We start from the raw sequence: 20,422 nt of genomic DNA on the forward strand, positions 1-20,422 counted from the left end.
CACAACACTATTTTTGCATTATTCGAACATTAAGCGATTGTGCGCTGAATCTCGATAATTTCAAACACTTCGATCATGTCGCCAACGCGCACGTCGTTGTAGTTCTTAACGCCAATACCACATTCCATGCCGTTACGGACTTCGTTAACGTCATCCTTGAAGCGGCGCAGGGATTCCAGCTCACCTTCATAGATAACCACGTTGTCACGCAGCACACGAATTGGATTATGACGCTTAATGTTACCTTCGGTAACCATACAACCAGCAATAGCACCGAACTTAGGTGATTTGAATACGTCACGCACTTCGGCCAGGCCGATGATCTGTTGCTTGTATTCAGGTGATAGCATGCCACTCATTGCCTGCTTCACTTCGTCGATCAGGTTATAGATGACCGAGTAGTAACGCAGATCCAGGCTTTCTGCTTCAATAACGCGGCGAGCAGATGCATCAGCACGCACGTTGAAGCCCAGAATAATCGCATTAGATGCGGCGGCTAACGTTGCATCGGTTTCAGTGATCCCACCGACACCGGAACCGACAATCTTCACTTTCACTTCATCGGTAGAGAGTTTCTGCAGTGAATCAGAAATAGCTTCACAGGTTCCCTGTACGTCAGTTTTCAGCACGATGTTCAGTTCAGATACTTCACCTTCGGTCATGTTGGAGAACATGTTTTCCAGTTTAGACTTCTGCTGACGTGCCAATTTGACTTCACGGAATTTGCCTTGACGATAGAGCGCCACTTCACGAGCTTTCTTCTCGTCACGGACAACTGTCGCTTCATCACCAGCTGCAGGTACACTGGACAAACCGAGGATCTCGACAGGAATAGAAGGACCCGCAGAGAGGATTTCACGCCCCAGCTCATCACGCATCGCACGCACACGGCCATACTCAAAGCCGCACAGGACGATATCACCCTTGTTCAATGTCCCTTCCTGAACCAGCACCGTCGCTACCGGGCCACGGCCTTTATCCAGGAAAGATTCGATGACGACACCACTTGCCATGCCAGTGCGTACCGCTTTCAGCTCAAGTACTTCGGCTTGCAGCAAGATAGCATCCAACAGTTCGTCGATACCGGTACCGGCTTTGGCGGAGACATGAACGAATTGTGCTTCACCGCCCCAATCCTCTGACATCACACCATACTGCGACAATTCTTGCTTAACACGGTCTGGATCCGCTTCATGCTTATCGATTTTGTTAACCGCAACCACCAGTGGCACTTTCGCCGCTTGAGCATGCTGAATAGCTTCAATCGTCTGTGGCATCACACCGTCGTCCGCTGCCACCACCAGTACCACGATATCCGTCGCTTGCGCACCACGTGCACGCATTGAGGTAAAGGCGGCGTGTCCTGGTGTATCCAGGAAGGTGATCATGCCGTTCTCGGTTTCCACATGGTAAGCACCGATGTGTTGAGTAATACCACCGGCTTCGCCAACAGCGACTTTTGTCGAGCGGATATAGTCAAGCAGAGAGGTTTTACCGTGGTCAACGTGACCCATGATGGTTACAACCGGTGCACGAGGTTCAGCACCAGCCGCAGCACCCGTATCACGGTCACTCATCAGCGCTTCTTCCAGTTCGTTCTCACGACGCAGGATAACCTTGTGGCCCATCTCTTCAGCAACCAGTTGTGCTGTTTCCTGATCAATCACCTGATTGATGGTGGCCATGGCGCCCAGTTTCATCATTGCTTTGATAACCTGAGAACCTTTTACCGCCATCTTGTTAGCCAGTTCGGCAACCGTAATGGTTTCACCGATAATGACATCGCGGTTCACTGCCTGAACAGGTTTGTTAAAGCCCTGCTGCAGCGTACTCGGTTTACGCTTACCTTTACCGCCACGAGTGACTGCACGCGCTTCTTCACGATCCGCTTTCGACTCAGAAAGTTTGTTGCCTTTTTTCTGTTTAGTCGCTTTACCACCACGGCTACGACTACGACGATCCCCTTCAACTTTGGCATCGTTTTCATCTTCCGCAGCACGGGCGTGCTGAGAGGTTGTCACATGGTAGTCAGCGGACTCAATTGCAGCACTAGCTGCCTCGGCTTGCGCCCACTGTTCACCGTTCTCTTCAGCCATACGACGCGCTTCTTCCGCTACACGTTTGGCATTTTCTTCAACCTTACGGCGTACTTCTTCTTCCGCTTTACGCTTAAGTTCAGCGGCTTCGGCTTCACGACGTGCTTTTTCTGCCTGAGCTGGCTTGGTCATTTCATCGGTATGTTGATTGGTCACTTTTTCTTTTTCCGCTGAATTACTCTTGGTAATCGCTGCGGCCTCACGTTTGGCTTGCTCTTCGGCGGCACGTTTAGCGTCGGCTTCACGTTTCGCTAGCTCTTCCGCTTCGCGCTGTGCCTGCTCTTCCGCTTCACGCTTTGCCTGCTCTGCCGCTTCAGCCTGCTGGGCTTCTTGCGTATCGCGATTTACATAAGTGCGCTTCTTGCGGACCTCAATTTGCACCGATTTACTTTTACCGCCGGTGCTCGGAATATTCAATGTGCTGCGTGTTTTACGTTGCAGCGTGAGTTTATCTGGCGCAACACCATGATCATGGTTCAGGTGCGCCAGCAATTTTTCTTTCTCTTGTTGGGTTACAGAGTCATTCTCGGACTTTTCGATCCCTGCGTCAGCAAACTGCTGTACCAGGCGATCAACCGAAGTCTGAATCTCTGCAGCCAGGGATTTTACGGTTACATCTGTCGTCATGCTGTTCCTTCCTGCTACAGTAGTTTATTACGCGTTATCGCCAAACCAGCAGATATTACGTGCGGCCATAATCAATTCGCCAGCTTGTTCAGCGTCAAGACCTTCGATATCAGTCAGGTCGTCAACTCCCTGCTCGGCGAGATCTTCCAGCGTACAAACCCCATGCGCAGCCAGTTTAAAGGCCATACTACGCTCAAGCCCCGCAAGTTCGAGCAAATCATCTGCTGGTTTCTGACCACCCAGGATCTCTTCTTGCGCCAGAGCCAATGTGGTCAACGCCGCTTTGGCACGATCCCGCAAGGCCTCAACGGTATCTTCATCCAGCCCATCAATCGCCAGTAACTCTTTGATTGGGACATAGGCCAGCTCTTCCAGCGTTGCGAAGCCTTCTTCCACCAGGACGGTAGCGAAATCTTCGTCAATATCAAGATACTTGGTGAAAGTATCGATAGCGGCATGAGTCTCAGCCTGATGTTTGGCCTGGAGATCATCGGCAGTCATCACGTTGAGTTCCCAGCGGTCATCATCGCGATGCTGCTTCAGCAACTGAGAGGCCAGACGCACGTTTTGACCATTACGGCCAATCGCCTGAGCCAGGTTGCTGGCTTCAACAGCGATGTCCATGGTGCATTTGTCTTCATCCACCACGATAGAGGCAACATCTGCCGGCGCCATGGCGTTAATGACGAATTGTGCAGGGTTATCATCCCACAGGATAATATCAATGCGTTCCCCACCCAGCTCGCTGGAAACGGCCTGAACACGGGCACCACGCATACCAACACAAGCACCCACTGGGTCGATACGCTTATCGTTGGTTTTTACTGCAATTTTTGCACGGGAGCCGGGGTCACGGGCAGCCGCTTTAATTTCAATCACCTCTTCACCGATTTCCGGCACTTCAATGCGGAACAGCTCTTTGAGCATGTCAGGGCTCGAACGGCTGACGAACAGTTGCGCACCACGCGCTTCTGGACGTACCGCATACAGAACACCACGAATACGGTCACCAGGGCGGAAGTTTTCACGTGGCAGCATATCTTCACGGCCAATAACCGCTTCGGCGTTGTTGCCTAAATCCAACGCAATACTGTCGCGGTTAACCTTTTTCACCACGCCGGTGACAATCTCACCTTCCTGTTCACGGAAAGCGTCAACCACCATCGCACGTTCAGCTTCACGAACTTTTTGTACGATAACCTGTTTTGCCGTCTGGGTCGTGATACGGTCAAACGTCACTGATTCGATCTGATCTTCAATGTAACCGCCCAGTTCAATGGACGGATCTTCAAATTGTGCAGCTTCCAGTGTAATTTCACGTGTCGGCTGAGTGACTTCATCAACAGCGACCCAGCGGCGGAAAGTGTCAAAATCGCCGGTTTTACGGTCAATGGCGACACGCACGTCGATTTCCTGCTCATATTTTTTCTTGGTCGCCGTTGCCAAGGCGCTTTCCAACGCTTCAAAAATCTTCTCACGCGGAAGGGATTTTTCATTGGAAACAGCTTCAACAACAGCCAGAATCTCTTTGTTCATCCTAGTTGCCTCATCCAAATTTTAAAAATGGGGTATCAGGTTCGCTTTCTGAATATTACTCAGCGCAAACACTTCATCTTTCCCTTCCACAGCCACCGTGATCATCTCGCCTTCAACAGACTTGATGATACCCTGCCATTTACGACGATTCTGTATGGCCATCCGTAAAACAACGCTGACCTCTTCACCGATAAAACGCTGATAGTGTTGTGCGGTGAACATTGGTCGATCAAGGCCGGGAGAGGAGACTTCCAGGTTATAAGCGACCGAAATCGGATCTTCGACATCCAACACCGCGCTGACCTGGTGGCTGACATCAGCACAATCATCAACATTGATTCCGTTATCACTATCAATATAGATACGTAGTGTCGATTGTCGCGACCGAATAAATTCGATACCTACAAGCTCAAAGCCCAACGCCTCTACTGGTGCGGAAAGCATCTCTGTTAATTTTTGCTCTAATGTGGACAAGCCCACCCCCAAGACATAAAAAAAGGGCTTAATAGCCCAGTGATTCTATTGCCAAATAACAAAAAACCCCGAAAATTCGGGGCATTATGCAACTGGACCCTGTTTGCCGCAAAGCGGCTTCGGTACAACTTTCTGATAAGTATCATTTTCAAATGTTGTTCGAGAAAAGTTGATTTCAATCGAAAAGTGTATTTGAAAATAAACACTTAAAGGAAAGTGGTTGCGGGGGCCGGATTTGAACCGACGACCTTCGGGTTATGAGCCCGACGAGCTACCAGGCTGCTCCACCCCGCGTCCGAAAACGTGGCAAATACTACGCCGATAATTGCAAAAAAGCAAGTTATCTCTGGGATTTGGTACCGAGGATGGGACTCGAACCCACAAGCCCGTTAGGGCACTACCACCTCAAGGTAGCGTGTCTACCAATTCCACCACCTCGGTACTGATTCTTACTTAGCTGGCTGCTTTCAGTAGACTTAAAGCAACCAGGATAAAACCTTTCAACGCATTACTGCGGGATATCGCTAACTGGCTTAGCGGGTGCTGCCGGTACAGTGGTCTGCTCAGTTTTCACTGGCTGCCCCAGGTTTTCCCACTCGCTTTGCTTCTTGCCCTGGTTGCTGCTCATATTGCCCAGAACCAAGCTGGCAACAAAAAACAACGTCGCTAGAACAGCCGTCATGCGAGTCATAAAGTTGCCTGAGCCAGTCGATCCGAACAACGTGCCAGATGCACCTGCTCCGAATGAGGCCCCCATATCAGCGCCTTTACCTTGCTGCAGCATAATCAAGCCAACAAGCCCGATAGAGACCAGCAAGAAAATTACCAAAAGAGCTTCGTACATAGTTGTACCTGTATCCTTGCGGGTTCACCGCGTGCCAAATGCTTCTCGCCTCAAAACTTGCCCAACTAAAAATAAGGCATGGCGTGTTACTCAACAGGCCACTGAAGCGGGTGTGAATACTAACCAAAGCCGTTACAGCACGCAAGGGCAATTTGCGCCCACCGATGCGTTTGCAGAAAAAAAAACCAATACACGCTAATTCGGTGACTTACGCAAGCACAGACTACGGCTGGAAAAGCAGCCTAATAACCCGTGCCTGCGCAAAAACGGTAACTTACCCTGCCAGTTTCACGGCATCAGCAATACGGTGCGCCAGATCTTTAACCTGCTGCTCATCTTCACCTTCCACCATCACACGGATCAATGGCTCAGTACCTGATTTACGCAGCAATACGCGGCCACGCCCCGCCAGTTCAGCTTCCACCTGTTCAGTCACTTTCACCACAGCCTCTGACTGCAGCGGGTTATGCTCACCAACAAAACGGACATTGACCAGGATCTGTGGCAATAATTTCATACCACTGCACAAGTCGTGCAAGCTCATCTGGTTACGCACCATCGCCGTCAGCACCTGCAAGCCGGCCACAATGCCATCACCGGTGGTGGTCTTATCCAGCAAAATCACATGACCCGAGTTTTCCGCCCCAATACGCCAGCCCAACTCCTGCAGTTTTTCCAACACGTAACGGTCGCCCACTTTCGCACGTGCAAATGGAATGCCGAGTTGCTTCAGTGCCAGCTCCAGGCCCATGTTACTCATCAATGTGCCAACCGCACCACCGCGCAGTTGCCCTTGGCGCAAACCTTCACGGGCAATAATGTAGAGGATCTGGTCACCGTCCACCTTCTGCCCCAAATGGTCAACCATGATTACGCGGTCACCGTCACCATCAAATGCCAAGCCAACATCTGCCTTCTCTTCCAGCACTCGGGCCTGTAATTGACGAGCATCCGTGGCACCACACTCTTCATTGATGTTCATCCCATCAGGATCACAACCGATAGCAATTACAGTCGCCCCTAGTTCACGCAACACACTGGGGGCAATGTGGTAGGTCGCCCCATTGGCGCAGTCCACCACAATTTTCAAGCCATTCAGGTTGAGCTCACTCGGGAAGGTCCCTTTGCAGAATTCGATATAGCGCCCGGCGGCATCGACGATACGCGTAGCTTTACCCAGTTCCGCTGATTCAACGCAGGTCAATGGCTTTTCCATCTCTGCTTCGATGGCCTCTTCCACATCGTCTGGCAACTTGGCCCCATCGATAGAGAAGAATTTGATGCCGTTATCATAAAATGGGTTATGCGAGGCAGAAATAACGATTCCGGCTTCTGCACGGAAAGTACGCGTCAGGTAAGCCACCGCGGGGGTTGGCATCGGGCCTGTGAACGAAGCGGAAAGCCCCGCCGCTGCCAGCCCGGCTTCTAATGCAGACTCAAGCATATACCCAGAAATGCGGGTATCTTTACCAATAATAATTTTACGAGAGCCATGGCGCGCCAATACCTTACCCGCAGCCCAGCCTAACTTGAGAACAAATTCCGGAGTTATTGGGCTGTCACCCACTTTGCCACGGATACCATCAGTACCAAAGTATTTGCGCTCACTCATATCTCTACTATCCCTTTGCTGAAAGTGTTGCCTCGACGACACGCATCGCCTCGACGGTTTCTTTTACATCGTGCACTCTGACTATCTGCGCTCCCTGCATGGCGGCAATCACCGCGCAGGCAACACTACCAATAACCCGTTGGTCCGGCGGCACATTCAACAATTGGCCGATCATCGACTTACGTGACATCCCCACCAACAGTGGCAAACCAAAGTGATGAAACTCCGAGAGCCTGGCCAGAAGCTGATAATTATGTGCTAAATTCTTACCGAAACCGAAGCCTGGGTCGAGCAACAATTTCTGTTTTTCGATACCCGCGGCGACGCAGCGGTCAATATGGTGCTGAAAAAAGGCATTCACCTCCCCCATCAAGTCATCATAATGCGGTGCCTGTTGCATGGTACGCGGCTCACCTTGCATATGCATCAGGCAAACAGGTAGACCGCTTTCAGCAGCCGCTTGCAGTGCTCCAGGCTCCTGTAACGCTCGAATATCATTAATCAGGTGAGCCCCGGCTTTAGCAGATTCGCGGATCACTGCCGCTTTTGACGTATCCACCGAGATAAAGATCTCAAAGCGCTGTACCAATGCTTCCACAACCGGGACGACACGCGCTATTTCCTCCTCTTCACTGACCGCTGCCGCACCAGGGCGAGTCGATTCCCCCCCACGTCAATCATCGTGGCTCCGGCCGAGATTAGCGCATGAGCATGCAATAGCGCATCGTTAAGTGCGTTATGCCGCCCACCATCAGAGAATGAGTCTGGAGTGACATTGAGGATGCCCATCACCTGGGGATGATTAAGATTAAGGTTTTGGTCACCAACAATTAACTGCATGATTATTACACCTTAGCGTTAAAACTGATTGGGCTGAAGCTCATCGTTCACCAAGCTCTGCACATTTGATCCCATGATATTCCCAGCCAACGATCTATACAAAGAAAAACACCCTGTCAGCATAGTGCTCACAGGGTGTAAGTAAGTCGCCACATCATTAAGCGGGCAGTAACCTATATCCTTCATCAATGAAATCTACAGGGTTGTTGGCTGCTTTCGTTCACCCTGGTCACATAGTCATCTATGCTCCCAGGGACTCGCTCAATTGCCGCCTACCTGCAACTTGATTGGACTCGGATATACAACACCATGCCCAGATTACTTATCTTGCTGCTCAGACGCCGTGTCACCTGAATTTGGTGCCTGAGGTTCATCTGCTGATGTTGGCGAGTTTGGCGCACCGCCACCGTCAGAATGGTTGTTGCTCGGCGAATCATCCCAACCAGCTGGTGGTCGCACCTCTTGGCGCTTCATCAGGTCATCTATCTGTGGCGCATCAATGGTTTCATATTTCATCAATGCATCTTTCATCGAATGCAGGATGTCCATGTTTTCCATCAGCAACGCACGCGCACGGGTATAATTACGCTCCACCAAGGATTTTACTTCCTGGTCGATGATACGTGCGGTTTCATCAGACATGTGTTTTGCCTTGGCAACTGAACGGCCCAAGAACACTTCACCCTCTTCGTCCGCATACAACAATGGCCCCAACTTCTCAGAAAAACCCCACTGAGTCACCATGTTACGTGCGATAGAAGTCGCCACCTTGATATCGTTTGATGCGCCAGTAGAGACTTTCTCTGGCCCATAAATGATTTCTTCTGCCAGACGACCACCATAAAGCGTGGATATCTGACTTTCCAGCTTCTGGCGGCTGGCACTGATCTGATCCCCTTCAGGTAAGAAGAAGGTAACACCCAGTGCACGCCCACGAGGAATGATAGTGACTTTATGCACCGGATCATGTTCAGGTACCAGACGACCAATAATGGCGTGGCCTGCTTCGTGATACGCCGTCGACTCTTTCTGCGCTTCTGTCATCACCATAGAGCGGCGTTCCGCACCCATCATGATTTTGTCTTTGGCTTTTTCGAACTCAACCATCGACACCACTCGTTTGTTGCCGCGAGCAGCAAACAGAGCCGCTTCGTTCACCAGGTTAGCCAAATCAGCCCCTGAGAAACCAGGCGTACCACGAGCGATAACTGATGCGTCAACATCCGCTGCCAATGGCACACGGCGCATATGCACTTTCAGAATTTGCTCACGACCACGGACATCCGGCAGGCCAACCACCACCTGACGGTCAAAACGGCCTGGACGCAATAAAGCAGGGTCAAGAACATCAGGACGGTTGGTTGCCGCAATGACGATAATGCCTTCATTGCCTTCAAAACCATCCATCTCAACCAGCATCTGGTTCAGGGTCTGTTCGCGTTCGTCATGCCCACCGCCCAAACCGGCACCACGCTGGCGACCTACTGCGTCAATTTCATCGATGAAAATGATACACGGAGCTGCTTTCTTGGCCTGTTCGAACATGTCACGGACACGGGAAGCCCCCACACCCACAAACATTTCAACAAAATCAGAACCTGAAATGGTAAAGAACGGCACCTTGGCCTCACCTGCAATGGCTTTCGCCAGCAAGGTTTTACCGGTACCAGGAGGCCCCACCATCAGCACGCCTTTCGGGATCTTGCCACCCAATTTCTGGAAACGGCTCGGCTCACGCAGATAGTCGACCAACTCGCTCACTTCTTCTTTTGCTTCATCACAACCGGCAACATCAGCAAAAGTGGTTTTAATCTGGTCTTCTGTCAGCATGCGGGCCTTGCTTTTACCGAAGGACATCGCCCCCTTGCCACCACCGCCCTGCATTTGCCGCATGAAGAAGATCCAGACACCAATCAACAACAGCATCGGGAACCAGGAAATGAAAATAGAAGCCAACAAACTTGGCTGTTCCGGTGGCTCACCAACAACGGTCACATTCTTGGTCAATAACGTATCCAGTAACTTTGGATCGTCAACAGGGATGAAAGTTGAGTATTTGTTACTGTCTTTACGAGTAACGTTGATTTCACGCCCACTAATGCGCGCTTCGCGAATCTGATCTTGAGTCAGTTCGGACATAAAAGTAGTGTAATCTACTCTACGACCATTAGACTCGCTGGGCCCGAAGCTCTGAAATACAGACATCAGCACTACCGCGATGACTAACCAGAGAATCAGGTTTTTCGCCATGTCACTCAAGGGATTAACCTCATATTACAACTGTGTTAACAAACAGCGTTAGGGTACTACAGTTTCCGCCCTGTCGCTACAATGTATACTTCACGCGAACGAGCGCGAGAAGCATCTGGCTTACGAATCTTAACCTTCGTAAACAGGGAGCGAATTTCCCGTAGGTACTCGTCAAAACCGTCTCCCTGAAATACCTTCACCAAGAAGCTACCCCCTGGTGCGAGGACATCACGACACATTTCTAGCGCTAATTCTACCAGATACATCGACCTTGGGATATCGACCGCCGGGGTGCCACTCATATTGGGTGCCATGTCAGACATGACCACCTGAACCTTACGTTCACCTACACGTTCCAGCAATGCCTTAAGAACCAGTTCATCACGAAAATCCCCCTGAAGGAAATCGACACCGACGATAGGATCCATTGGCAAAATATCACAGGCGATAATCCGCCCGTTACCGCCAATCTGGGTAACGACATATTGCGACCAACCGCCGGGTGCAGCCCCCAGATCCACCACAGTCATACCCGGCTTAAACAGTTTGTCACTTTGCTGTATTTCATCCAGTTTAAACCAGGCGCGGGAACGTAGCCCTTTTTTCTGCGCTTGTTGCACATATTTATCGCTAAAGTGTTCTTGTAGCCAGCGGCTGGAACTGGCTGAACGCTTTTTACTTGTCATCTGGTTTCCAATTATCCTGCATTAATCTTATACCCGTCACCATCCAAGCTGCAGGGTATGGGTTGCAACTTGAATGAATCAGAAGATAGATTTCATTCCATGCAGACCGATTTGGTGATACACATGAGATGGCGGTAGAATGTCCCGTTTTCAATCTCAACTTATAGCAAAAAAGACAATGAATCTGAATAATAAACAAAAACAGCACCTCAAGGCCCTGGCGCATCCATTAAAACCGGTAGTCATGCTAGGTAATAACGGTCTCACCGAAGGCGTGCTGGCTGAAATTGACCAAGCTCTAGGGCATCATGAGCTGATCAAGGTAAAAATTGCCGCAGAAGATCGTGAAACCAAAGCCTTGATCGCGGCGGCTATTGTTCGCGAAACAGGTGCCTGTAATGTCCAAGTTATTGGCAGCACGCTTATTCTTTACCGGCCATCGCAAGATCGCAAGATCACCTTACCACGCTAGTGAGTGTTGCGGAGCGTTGCCGATTGCATTCTAACAACATACAGTTTTAATGCATGCAGGCATCCCCGTCACCATTAAAATGTACTGATAGGGCGAAAAGGTGCCATGCTCTGAGCTCTGATAAAAGGCCGCTTGCGGCCTTTTTCTTTTCTTTACAAAACACTGAGTGCTATCTGACCGATTTGGTCGGAATTACAGATATTCCACTTTCAGAATTTCATATTCTACATCACCACCCGGGGTTTTGATGACCACGATGTCATCCTGCTCTTTACCAATCAGACCACGGGCCATCGGCGAATTTACCGAAATGAGGTTTTTCTTAAAATCTGCCTCATCGTCGCCCACAATGCGATAGGTGACCTCATCTTCGGTATCCAAATTCATCACCGAAACTGTCGCCCCAAAGATCACCCGCCCGGTGTAAGGCATCTTAGTGATATCAATCACCTGTGCATTAGAGAGTTTAGCTTCAATTTCCTGGATCCGCCCTTCACAAAAACCCTGCTGTTCACGTGCAGCATGATATTCAGCATTCTCTTTAAGGTCACCATGTGCTCGCGCTTCAGCAATATCAGCAATGATTTTTGGGCGACGCACGTTTTTCAAATATTCAAGCTCTTCACGCAGTTGTTCTGCACCGAGCAAAGTCATTGGAATCTGTTTCATCGTTTTAATACCTCTAAATCTTTCCTGTACAAATAGCCGTCATTCTGACGTATTCGTATGAAAATACGGTTGGTGTGGAACCTCCCGTCTCTAGGCGATAAACAAAAAAAACCAGGCTCGGAAACGGGTTCCAAGTCAGCATCAATTTTGCAATGTGAGAGCTATTTTAGCGTAGAGTTCCTTAAGGATCATCGTTTACTTTATCCCTTCACGCCGCGTAGTGTAGTATGAGTGTATGTCCTCCAGCTGTTATCCCGAGATTATGCGTTTTTCACGAATTGTCAGTGCGTTGGCCGGTGCATTGGTTCTCAATGCCAATGCCGCCCCGGTTGAAGATTACACACAGTATTTGCCTGATGGGGCCAATCTTGCCTTGATAGTTCAAAAAGTGGGAGCGACGACACCTCTTATTGACTATCACTCCCAGCAAATGGCATTACCGGCCAGTACTCAGAAAGTGCTTACCGCATTGGCAGCCTTGTTACAGCTTGGGCCGGATTATCGCTTTTCTACCACGCTGGAAAGCCAGGGTAACATCACTAATGGGGTGTTACGTGGTAATCTTATTGCCCGCTTCAGCGGAGATCCGACCTTCAAACGCCAACACCTGCGCAATATGGTGGCAGAGTTGAAAAAACAAGGCGTGCAGGAGATCAGTGGCGATGTGCTGATTGATACTTCGGTCTTTGCCAGCCACGATAAAGCCCCAGGTTGGCCATGGAACGATCTGACACAATGTTTTAGCGCCCCGCCATCCGCAGCGATTATTGATCGCAATTGCTTCTCGGTTTCCCTCTATAGTGCACCCAACCCTGGCGAAATGGCGTTTATCCGCGTGGCCTCTTTTTATCCGGTCAATATGTTCAGTCAGGTGAGAACCCTGGCCAAAGGTTCTCCACAAGCACAATACTGTGAATTGGATGTAGTCCCTGGTGAGCTGAACCGCTTTACCTTAACCGGTTGCCTGACTCAACGCAGCGAACCCTTACCCTTGGCTTTCGCCATTCAAGACGGGGCAAGTTATGCCGGTGCGATTGTGAAAGATGAGTTGGTCAAGGCTGGTATCAAGATAAGTGGCCATCTTAAGCGGCAAACCGTGCCAGGCATAACAGGGGAGGTGATTAGCCAGACACAATCCCCCCCTTTAAATGATTTACTGAAAATCATGCTGAAAAAATCAGATAACATGATTGCCGATGTGGTCTTTCGCACCATCGGTCACGAGCGTTTCGGCATCCCGGGTACCTGGCGCGCAGGTGCCGATGCGGTACGTCAGGTACTGCGTCAGCAAGCTGGGGTGGATTTAGGCAATAGCATTGTGGTGGATGGTTCCGGTCTATCGCGCCATAACCTGCTGACTCCCGCCACCATGATGCAGGCGTTGCAATATATCGCCCAACACGACAACGAGCTCAATATTATCTCAATGCTACCGCTAGCGGGGTATGATGGCACACTGCGTTACCGTGGTGGTCTGCACGAAGCGGGGGTTAATGGCAAAGTTTCCGCCAAAACCGGTGCATTGCAGGGCGTCTATAATCTGGCGGGTTTTATCACCGTAGCCAGTGGGCAGCGTTATGCTTTCGTTCAATATCTATCAGGCTATGCCGTTCCGCCTGAAGATCAAAAACAAAGACGCATACCGCTGGTCCGTTTTGAGAGCCGACTCTATCGCGATATTTATCAAAACAATTAAAATCATGGCGTTCATTCAAGCTGCAGCCTGCCTGCAGCTTGAATAATCAACCGTGAATTTACTGAAGCCCATTACTTCTGATAGATGATCTCAACACCCTCGTCATCATCTTCGTCCCAGTCATCATCCCAATCGTCTTCGGCTTCTGCTTCCACTTCAGCGATTTGTTCACGATGATAGTCATCCCACATAAATTCGACTTTTTCTGGCGCACTCTCTTCAATCGCCATGCTTTTTGGCTGAGCATTGATAAAGTTCATCACATCCCAGCACAGAGCATTGACCCCCTCGCGATTCGCCGCGGAGATCATGTAATACTGACCTTCCCAACTCATACTTGCGACAATTGCCTTGGCACGCTCAGCGGCCTCCTGTTCATCCAGCAGGTCAATTTTATTGAACACCAACCAACGTGGCTTCTGCGATAGATTTTCACTGTATTGGTTAAGCTCGTTGATAATCACCTTGGCATTTTCTACCGGATCTGAACCATCGATCGGGTCGATGTCCACCAGGTGCAGCAATACACGGCAGCGTTCCAGATGCTTCAGGAAACGGATCCCCAATCCTGCCCCTTCATGAGCGCCTTCAATCAAACCTGGAATATCCGCCACCACAAAGCTCTGTTCATGGTCCATACGGACCACGCCGAGACTAGGCACCAGTGTGGTAAAGGGATAGTCAGCCACTTTCGGCTTAGCCGCAGAGACCGCGCGGATAAAGGTTGATTTCCCGGCATTGGGTAAACCCAACATACCGACATCAGCCAACAGCAATAGCTCCAGCAGAATGTCACGCATCTCGCCCTTGGTCCCCAAGGTTTTCTGACGTGGCGCACGGTTTACTGACGATTTGAAACGGGTATTTCCCAAACCATGCCAACCCCCTTTCGCGACCATCAGGCGCTGCTGATGACGAATCATATCGCCAAGGATCTCGCCGGTACCCTGATCTTTTATTCGGGTCCCTACCGGCACTTTAATCACCACATCTTTGCCACGTTTACCGGTGCAATCACGGCTCTGACCATTCTGTCCACGCTCGGCACGGAAAGACTTTTCGAAGCGGTAATCGATCAGGGTATTGAGGTTTTCATCTGCCAGCAGGTAGACGTCACCACCGTCACCACCATCACCGCCATCCGGTCCACCATTGGGGATGTATTTTTCACGGCGGAAGCTCACACAGCCATTACCACCATCACCTGCAACCACCAGGATCGTCGCTTCATCTACAAACTTCATTTACCGTCTCCGTAAATCATTCACCGGGCTACTTCAAGGAAGCAACCAGATGGGGTTTTGCCCGCCTCGGCCACCAATAGTGACCAATTGCGGAAAACATGGCACCGGCTACCACCACAATTGCGCCGACATAGCCGACAATATTCAATGTCGGTGTCACAAATGCCTGTGGCCAGGCCAATGCTAATAAATCTGAAAATAACAGGGTAAATAGCGGGGTCAGCGTCACTAACGCACTCACCTGAGCCGCCTGCCAGCGCGCCATCGCTTCTGCTAGTGCCCCATACCCCACTAGCGTATTGACTCCACAGAAAAATAAGCAGGCCAATTGCCAACTATTCAGTTGAAAAATCACTGCAGGCTTGGCCAGCGGAATTAACATTATTGCACACAAAGTATACAACATTAGCAAGATCTGCGACGAAGCCAAGCGACGCAACAACACTTTCTGCGCCACGCCATAACTCACCCATACCAGTGCTGCACACACCCCCAGTAAAACACCGAGCGTGTAATCTGTCAGCCGGGTGAAGATCTCAACCAAACTAGCGTTGAAAAACAGTATCAGTCCACAGATTAACATCATTGCGCCAATCACCTGAGTCACGCGCATTCTTTCCTTGAGGATCAGTACGCTGGCGAACATCATGCCAACCGGTGACAGTTGACCAATCACCTGTGACGCTGTCGGACTCAGATAGCGCAGCGAAGAACTGAATAATGTGGCGTTACCCAGTAACCCAGCTGTTGCAATGAGCAGTAACCATAACCAGCGTGACTGACGGAACATGTTTACCGGTGGTAAACGCCCACGCAATGCAAGGACCAGCCCTAATCCCACGCCGGCTATCATAAAGCGGTACCAAATAATGGTAAACGGGTCCATCACGGCCAATACTTCTTTCATCGCTATCGGCAATGCGCCCCAGCAAACCGCTGTGGTGAGTGCGAGAAAAATACCAACACCGACCTGCTGTTTTGTTTCCATATGGCTTGTGCCTATGTGCTATCCCCAAGTTCATTCAAGTTATGTGGGGTAGAGGCTGCATCTTGGATGAATTTAGGTCTATACCCGTCACCATTTTAGCTGTAGCGGTAGCCGTGTAGGCAGCAACTTGAAAAATTGGGTATAGCTATAAATGTAAAAAGCCCCGCAACGAATTGCAGGGCTTACATCTCTTTTTTATAAGGCTCGAAAAATTATTCAGCTTCGATGCTGATAAATTTACGATTGCTCGGGCCTTTAACTTCGAATTTGACTTTACCGTCTTTCAAAGCAAACAGAGTGTGGTCTTTACCGCAACCAACGTTGGTGCCTGCGTGGAACTTAGTGCCACGTTGACGAACGATGATGCTGCCTGCTAATACTGCCTCGCCGCCAAAGCGCTTTACGCCCAGACGTTTAGCTTCTGAATCGCGCCCGTTACGAGTCGAGCCGCCAGCTTTTTTGTGTGCCATTAATCCGCTCTCCTAACTTAAGCGCTGATGCCGGTGATTTTAACGTCAGTGAACCACTGACGGTGGCCCTGCTGCTTACGGTAATGCTTACGACGACGAAACTTAACAATCTTGATCTTTTCGCCACGACCATGAGCAACGACTTCTGCCTTGATCTTGCCACCGTCGACGAAAGGAACGCCGATCTTGATATCTTCGCCATTAGCGATCATCAGAATCTGGTCAAACTCAACCGCTTCACCAGTTGCGATGTCCAGCTTTTCCAAGCGAACGGTCTGACCTTCGCTTACTCGGTGTTGTTTACCACCACTTTGGAAAACCGCGTACATATAAAACTCCGCTTTCCGCGTGCCTAACTGTTTAATAGAGGGCGCGCTATAAATATTCACAATAGGGCGCGAATTCTACGCAATAATCCCTCACATGACAAGAGCAGAATAGAGTAGCGCAGTGAAAAAAGAAGAAAAAAAACACAGTTTCGTTCCCGGCGTTTATCTGGAGCATTTTTCTAGTACAATCGGGATGACAGTTACCGCCATGTGCCGATATGAGCAGCGTTCTCATCGCGGTGAAGAGCAACACAACTGAAAAAATATTATGAATCTAGAACAAATTACTGAGTTAACCACGCAAGATATGGCCGCCGTGAACGCCACCATTCTGGAACAATTAAATTCCGATGTTGCGCTCATTAACCAACTTGGCCACTACATTATCAGTAGTGGTGGCAAACGCATTCGCCCGATGATCGCCATTCTGGCGGCGCAGGCGCTGCATTACCAGGGAGATAAGCATATTACCGTCGCTGCTCTGATTGAATTCATTCACACAGCGACCCTACTCCATGATGATGTGGTGGATGAATCCGATATGCGCCGCGGCAAAGCCACCGCGAATGCGGCGTTTGGTAATGCCGCCAGTGTGCTGGTAGGCGATTTTATTTACACCCGTGCTTTCCAGATGATGACCAGCCTGGGGTCATTACCGGTGCTGGCAGTCATGTCCGAAGCGGTCAACGTGATTGCCGAAGGCGAAGTACTGCAATTGATGAATGTCAACGATCCCGACATCAGTGAAGAAAGCTATATGCGGGTCATTTATAGTAAGACGGCCCGTCTGTTTGAAGCAGCGGCGCAATCTTCCGCCATCCTCGCCAATGCCACAAAAGTCGAAGAACAGGCCTTACAGGACTATGGACGTTATCTTGGTACTGCGTTCCAATTAATTGATGACTTGCTCGATTACAGTGCGGATGGAACGACGCTAGGAAAAAATACCGGTGATGACCTGAGTGAAGGTAAACCTACCTTGCCTTTGTTGCACGCTATGCATCATGGCAATGCAGAGCAATCAGCCATGATCCGCCAAGCCATTGAACAGGGGAATGGCCGTCATCTGCTGGAACCGGTTCTGGCAACCATGAGGATGTGCGGTTCTCTCACCTACACACGTCAACGAGCAGAAGAAGAAGCCGATAAAGCGATTACTGCACTGCAAGTATTGCCTGAATCACCATACCGAGACGCCTTGGAAGGATTAGCGCACCTTGCGGTGCAACGTGATTTTTAAGAAATCAGCATTTCCAAATACGCGAAGTCTATGTTGCAGGAAAAAGACGCCGTCTGTTTTGAACAGCGTGGCTCTCTTCGGGGCGGATCCGAATGAGGGCCGCGTAACATAGCCGATAACACCGCTGTTTGAATGGCGACGGATAGAGGCTCGCTTAGCGAGCTTGCTCGGCAAGTTGCAACTGTGGCTATTTATGTTTTTCCGCAATCCATGCCAGCAAGCTGTTCACTCCTTCACGCATCAAAAATGCCATGACCTCTCCCCGCTCCTTTTCTGAAAGGTGGTAATAGTATTCGATCCATACTGCCAGTGGGTCTTGGCGCTCTACGTCATAGATAGCGGGATCCTCACGTAATATCAGCAGGTTTCTGATGTCGGCAGGTAAACTGTCAACATGGTACTCCAGCGCTTTCCCCTGTACTCCTCTGCGGCGACGGCTAACCCAGCCTTCGCGCCTGGCCATTAGGTTGATTCCCTGTGTTGAGGAAGGTAATCCTGCAATGCCGACGAGTTCCTTGGCAGCAAACCACTCGTTTTTCATAACCATGACCCCAGATTTTCATGTAGTTACATTCAACTTTTAGAAACCAATAAGATATTTTTTAGAAACTTAATGGTATTCTGATTTCCGAATAAGCAATTCATGTTGCTTAAACAATTTATCCTGAACTGTTAGTTATACCACTAACAGAACTTTCTCTAATCAAAAAAAGGAATGTAAACATGAATTCACGGAATCTAGATTGGCATCCAGCAGACGTTATCGCGGCGCTGAAGAAAAGAGGTACCACATTGGCAGCAGTTTCACGCGAGGCTGGGCTGAGCTCGTCAACGTTAGCGAATGCACTTTCCCGCCCATGGCCAAAAGGAGAGTGGCTCATTGCCGAGGCCTTGAAGGTGCATCCGGCAGAGATTTGGCCCAGTCGCTATTTTGATCCGCACACCCATCATCTGCTGGATCGGAAAAGTCGCATCAAATCATCCGGGTAATCATGAGAAGCAAAAAGCCGCCGGAACCTATTCCGGCGGCTTATATATTGTGAGCTGAACCAAGCAATCAGTTATTAATAAATTTTTCACCCAGCTCAATATCTTGGTGCAGGACGTCCAGCATGTCATTCAGCGCTTTTTGTTCAAAATCGCTCAGCAGTCCAATGTCTTTCCGTTCTGCAATGCCGTTGACGCCAAGCACTAGGGGTTGTGCAAAGAAACGTGCGTATTTGCCATCACCTTCAACATAGGCACATTCTACGATCCCCTTTTCACCACTCAAGGCGCGCACCAGCGAGAGGCCAAAACGTGCCGCAGCCTGCCCCATGGAGAGCGTAGCGGAGCCACCACCAGCCTTGGCTTCAACCACTTCGGTTCCCGCATTCTGAATGCGTTTGGTTAAATCTGCCACTTCCTGAGAACTAAAGCTGACGCCAGGGATCTGTGACAGTAGAGGCAGAATGGTGACACCAGAGTGGCCGCCAATCACTGCCACATTCAACTCTTCCGGCTGCTTACCTTTCAACTCTGCCACAAACGTATCAGAACGGATAACATCGAGCAAAGTTACCCCAAACAGCTTGTTTTTATCGTAAACACCGGCTTTTTTCATCACTTCAGCAGCAATAGCCACTGTGGTGTTGACCGGGTTGGTAATAATACCAATACAGGCTTTCGGGCAAGTTTTAGCCACTTGTTCCATCAGGTTACGTACTATCCCTGCATTAACATTGAACAGATCGGAACGATCCATTCCAGGTTTACGCGCGACACCCGCTGATATCAACACCACATCGGCTCCCTGTAACGCAGGGGTGGCATCTTCACCACTGAAACCTTTAATTTTAACTGCCGTTGGGATATGGCTTAAGTCAACAGCAACGCCTGGTGTAACGGGTGCTATGTCGTAAAGAGAGAGTTCAGAACCTGAAGGAAGTTGGGTCTTGAGTAGAAGGGCGAGGGCTTGGCCAATACCACCAGCAGCACCGAGAACTGCAACTTTCATCCTATACTCCTTTTATTATCTTAAATATATAAACGCCGTGAATTCTTTGGCCCGGGACCTTAATTTATTACTCCTTTTAAAACAACCCATTAACAGCCTGTTTTAGATCTGGCGCAATAAAATGGTCTGCAGCGAGGCTATTTTAGATTAAATGCCCGATGCATTGAGGGCATAGCGCACAATAATCAAAAATAACATGCATTATTTTACAATTAAGTTAACCGCTGTTCACATTACACCCTTACGTAACATAATAACAACATCATTTTAATCATATTACTGCGCCCCCCAGACGTGTTGCTTCTCATTGGAACAGCCTATTCATGAGATAAATATCTTACTAAGGTTGCCTC

At 49.7% G+C, this 20,422-nt stretch carries 19 protein-coding genes, 2 tRNA genes and 1 pseudogene; 5 read left to right on the forward strand and 17 right to left on the reverse strand.

What is annotated here, in order from left to right:
* Window positions 1-29: 29 nt before the first annotated feature.
* The 10 genes and pseudogenes from infB to rlmE all read right to left on the reverse strand — a co-directional run bounded on the left by infB (window position 30) and on the right by rlmE (window position 10,965).
* Entirely contained in the window at window positions 30-2,723 is a 2,694-nt protein-coding gene (gene infB / locus ACX9GV_RS15735; protein WP_023489017.1) for a translation initiation factor IF-2, read from the reverse strand.
* A 27-nt stretch (window positions 2,724-2,750) separates the two neighbouring features.
* Entirely contained in the window at window positions 2,751-4,259 is a 1,509-nt protein-coding gene (gene nusA, locus ACX9GV_RS15740) for a transcription termination factor NusA (RefSeq protein ID WP_473196151.1), read from the reverse strand.
* A 21-nt stretch (window positions 4,260-4,280) separates the two neighbouring features.
* A complete protein-coding gene (gene rimP, locus ACX9GV_RS15745; protein ID WP_072011652.1) occupies window positions 4,281-4,733 on the reverse strand; it encodes a ribosome maturation factor RimP in 453 nt (150 codons plus the stop codon).
* 217 nt (window positions 4,734-4,950) lie between these two features.
* A tRNA-Met gene (locus ACX9GV_RS15750) sits at window positions 4,951-5,027 on the reverse strand.
* Between the two features lie 60 nt (window positions 5,028-5,087).
* A tRNA-Leu gene (locus tag ACX9GV_RS15755) sits at window positions 5,088-5,174 on the reverse strand.
* 67 nt (window positions 5,175-5,241) lie between these two features.
* Window positions 5,242-5,577 carry a preprotein translocase subunit SecG gene (gene secG, locus ACX9GV_RS15760; RefSeq protein WP_023489020.1) on the reverse strand — a complete coding sequence of 112 codons (336 nt, stop codon included), beginning with the start codon at window positions 5,575-5,577 and terminating at the stop codon, window positions 5,242-5,244.
* A gap of 274 nt (window positions 5,578-5,851) precedes the next feature.
* Window positions 5,852-7,189: a phosphoglucosamine mutase gene (glmM, locus tag ACX9GV_RS15765; protein WP_023489021.1), complete on the reverse strand. Its 1,338-nt coding sequence runs from the start codon at window positions 7,187-7,189 to the stop codon at window positions 5,852-5,854.
* 7 nt (window positions 7,190-7,196) lie between these two features.
* Window positions 7,197-8,029, reverse strand: a pseudogene (gene folP / locus ACX9GV_RS15770) (dihydropteroate synthase).
* Between the two features lie 318 nt (window positions 8,030-8,347).
* Window positions 8,348-10,279, reverse strand: a complete 1,932-nt coding sequence (ftsH, locus tag ACX9GV_RS15775; RefSeq protein WP_473196152.1) for an ATP-dependent zinc metalloprotease FtsH — start codon at window positions 10,277-10,279, stop codon at window positions 8,348-8,350.
* 56 nt (window positions 10,280-10,335) lie between these two features.
* Window positions 10,336-10,965 carry a 23S rRNA (uridine(2552)-2'-O)-methyltransferase RlmE gene (gene rlmE / locus ACX9GV_RS15780; RefSeq protein WP_473196153.1) on the reverse strand — a complete coding sequence of 210 codons (630 nt, stop codon included), beginning with the start codon at window positions 10,963-10,965 and terminating at the stop codon, window positions 10,336-10,338.
* Window positions 10,966-11,143: 178 nt separating this feature from the next.
* On the opposite strand from rlmE, the gene yhbY reads away from it, so the two are divergent.
* Window positions 11,144-11,437, forward strand: a complete 294-nt coding sequence (gene yhbY, locus ACX9GV_RS15785) for a ribosome assembly RNA-binding protein YhbY (RefSeq protein ID WP_037384475.1) — start codon at window positions 11,144-11,146, stop codon at window positions 11,435-11,437.
* A gap of 192 nt (window positions 11,438-11,629) precedes the next feature.
* Here the strand turns inward: yhbY and greA are convergent, their stop codons facing one another.
* The gene (gene greA, locus ACX9GV_RS15790) at window positions 11,630-12,106 is read right to left on the reverse strand and encodes a transcription elongation factor GreA (RefSeq protein WP_023489026.1); all 477 of its coding nucleotides are present in this window, start codon (window positions 12,104-12,106) and stop codon (window positions 11,630-11,632) included.
* Window positions 12,107-12,368: 262 nt separating this feature from the next.
* Here greA and dacB point away from each other — a divergent pair, with 262 nt between their 5' ends.
* A complete protein-coding gene (gene dacB, locus ACX9GV_RS15795; protein ID WP_473196154.1) occupies window positions 12,369-13,802 on the forward strand; it encodes a serine-type D-Ala-D-Ala carboxypeptidase in 1,434 nt (477 codons plus the stop codon).
* 71 nt (window positions 13,803-13,873) lie between these two features.
* On the opposite strand, the gene cgtA is transcribed toward dacB, so the two are convergent.
* The 4 genes from cgtA to rplU all read right to left on the reverse strand — a co-directional run bounded on the left by cgtA (window position 13,874) and on the right by rplU (window position 16,833).
* Window positions 13,874-15,046 carry an Obg family GTPase CgtA gene (cgtA, locus tag ACX9GV_RS15800; protein WP_473196155.1) on the reverse strand — a complete coding sequence of 391 codons (1,173 nt, stop codon included), beginning with the start codon at window positions 15,044-15,046 and terminating at the stop codon, window positions 13,874-13,876.
* 28 nt (window positions 15,047-15,074) lie between these two features.
* Window positions 15,075-16,034, reverse strand: coding sequence for a DMT family transporter (locus ACX9GV_RS15805; protein WP_473196156.1), 960 nt, complete (start codon window positions 16,032-16,034; stop codon window positions 15,075-15,077).
* Between the two features lie 212 nt (window positions 16,035-16,246).
* Window positions 16,247-16,504, reverse strand: a complete 258-nt coding sequence (gene rpmA, locus ACX9GV_RS15810) for a 50S ribosomal protein L27 (protein ID WP_004933559.1) — start codon at window positions 16,502-16,504, stop codon at window positions 16,247-16,249.
* 17 nt (window positions 16,505-16,521) lie between these two features.
* Window positions 16,522-16,833, reverse strand: a complete 312-nt coding sequence (gene rplU / locus ACX9GV_RS15815) for a 50S ribosomal protein L21 (RefSeq protein WP_004955927.1) — start codon at window positions 16,831-16,833, stop codon at window positions 16,522-16,524.
* Window positions 16,834-16,954: 121 nt separating this feature from the next.
* Here rplU and ACX9GV_RS15820 point away from each other — a divergent pair, with 121 nt between their 5' ends.
* Together ACX9GV_RS15820 and ispB are read left to right on the forward strand one after the other, a co-directional pair.
* Window positions 16,955-17,092 (forward strand): hypothetical protein, encoded by a 138-nt coding sequence (locus tag ACX9GV_RS15820; protein WP_160165611.1) that lies wholly within the window; start codon window positions 16,955-16,957, stop codon window positions 17,090-17,092.
* 9 nt (window positions 17,093-17,101) lie between these two features.
* Window positions 17,102-18,073, forward strand: coding sequence for an octaprenyl diphosphate synthase (ispB, locus tag ACX9GV_RS15825; protein ID WP_023489030.1), 972 nt, complete (start codon window positions 17,102-17,104; stop codon window positions 18,071-18,073).
* Window positions 18,074-18,260: 187 nt separating this feature from the next.
* Here ispB and ACX9GV_RS15830 read toward each other — a convergent pair whose 3' ends face one another.
* The gene (locus tag ACX9GV_RS15830; protein WP_037384469.1) at window positions 18,261-18,614 is read right to left on the reverse strand and encodes a DNA-binding protein; all 354 of its coding nucleotides are present in this window, start codon (window positions 18,612-18,614) and stop codon (window positions 18,261-18,263) included.
* Between the two features lie 182 nt (window positions 18,615-18,796).
* On the opposite strand from ACX9GV_RS15830, the gene ACX9GV_RS15835 reads away from it, so the two are divergent.
* Window positions 18,797-19,063: a helix-turn-helix domain-containing protein gene (locus ACX9GV_RS15835; RefSeq protein WP_023489032.1), complete on the forward strand. Its 267-nt coding sequence runs from the start codon at window positions 18,797-18,799 to the stop codon at window positions 19,061-19,063.
* 67 nt (window positions 19,064-19,130) lie between these two features.
* On the opposite strand, the gene mdh is transcribed toward ACX9GV_RS15835, so the two are convergent.
* The gene (gene mdh / locus ACX9GV_RS15840; RefSeq protein WP_473196157.1) at window positions 19,131-20,069 is read right to left on the reverse strand and encodes a malate dehydrogenase; all 939 of its coding nucleotides are present in this window, start codon (window positions 20,067-20,069) and stop codon (window positions 19,131-19,133) included.
* Window positions 20,070-20,422: the final 353 nt, after the last annotated feature.

The sequence above is a fragment of the Serratia sp. 25CWL12 genome, assembly GCF_055790885.1.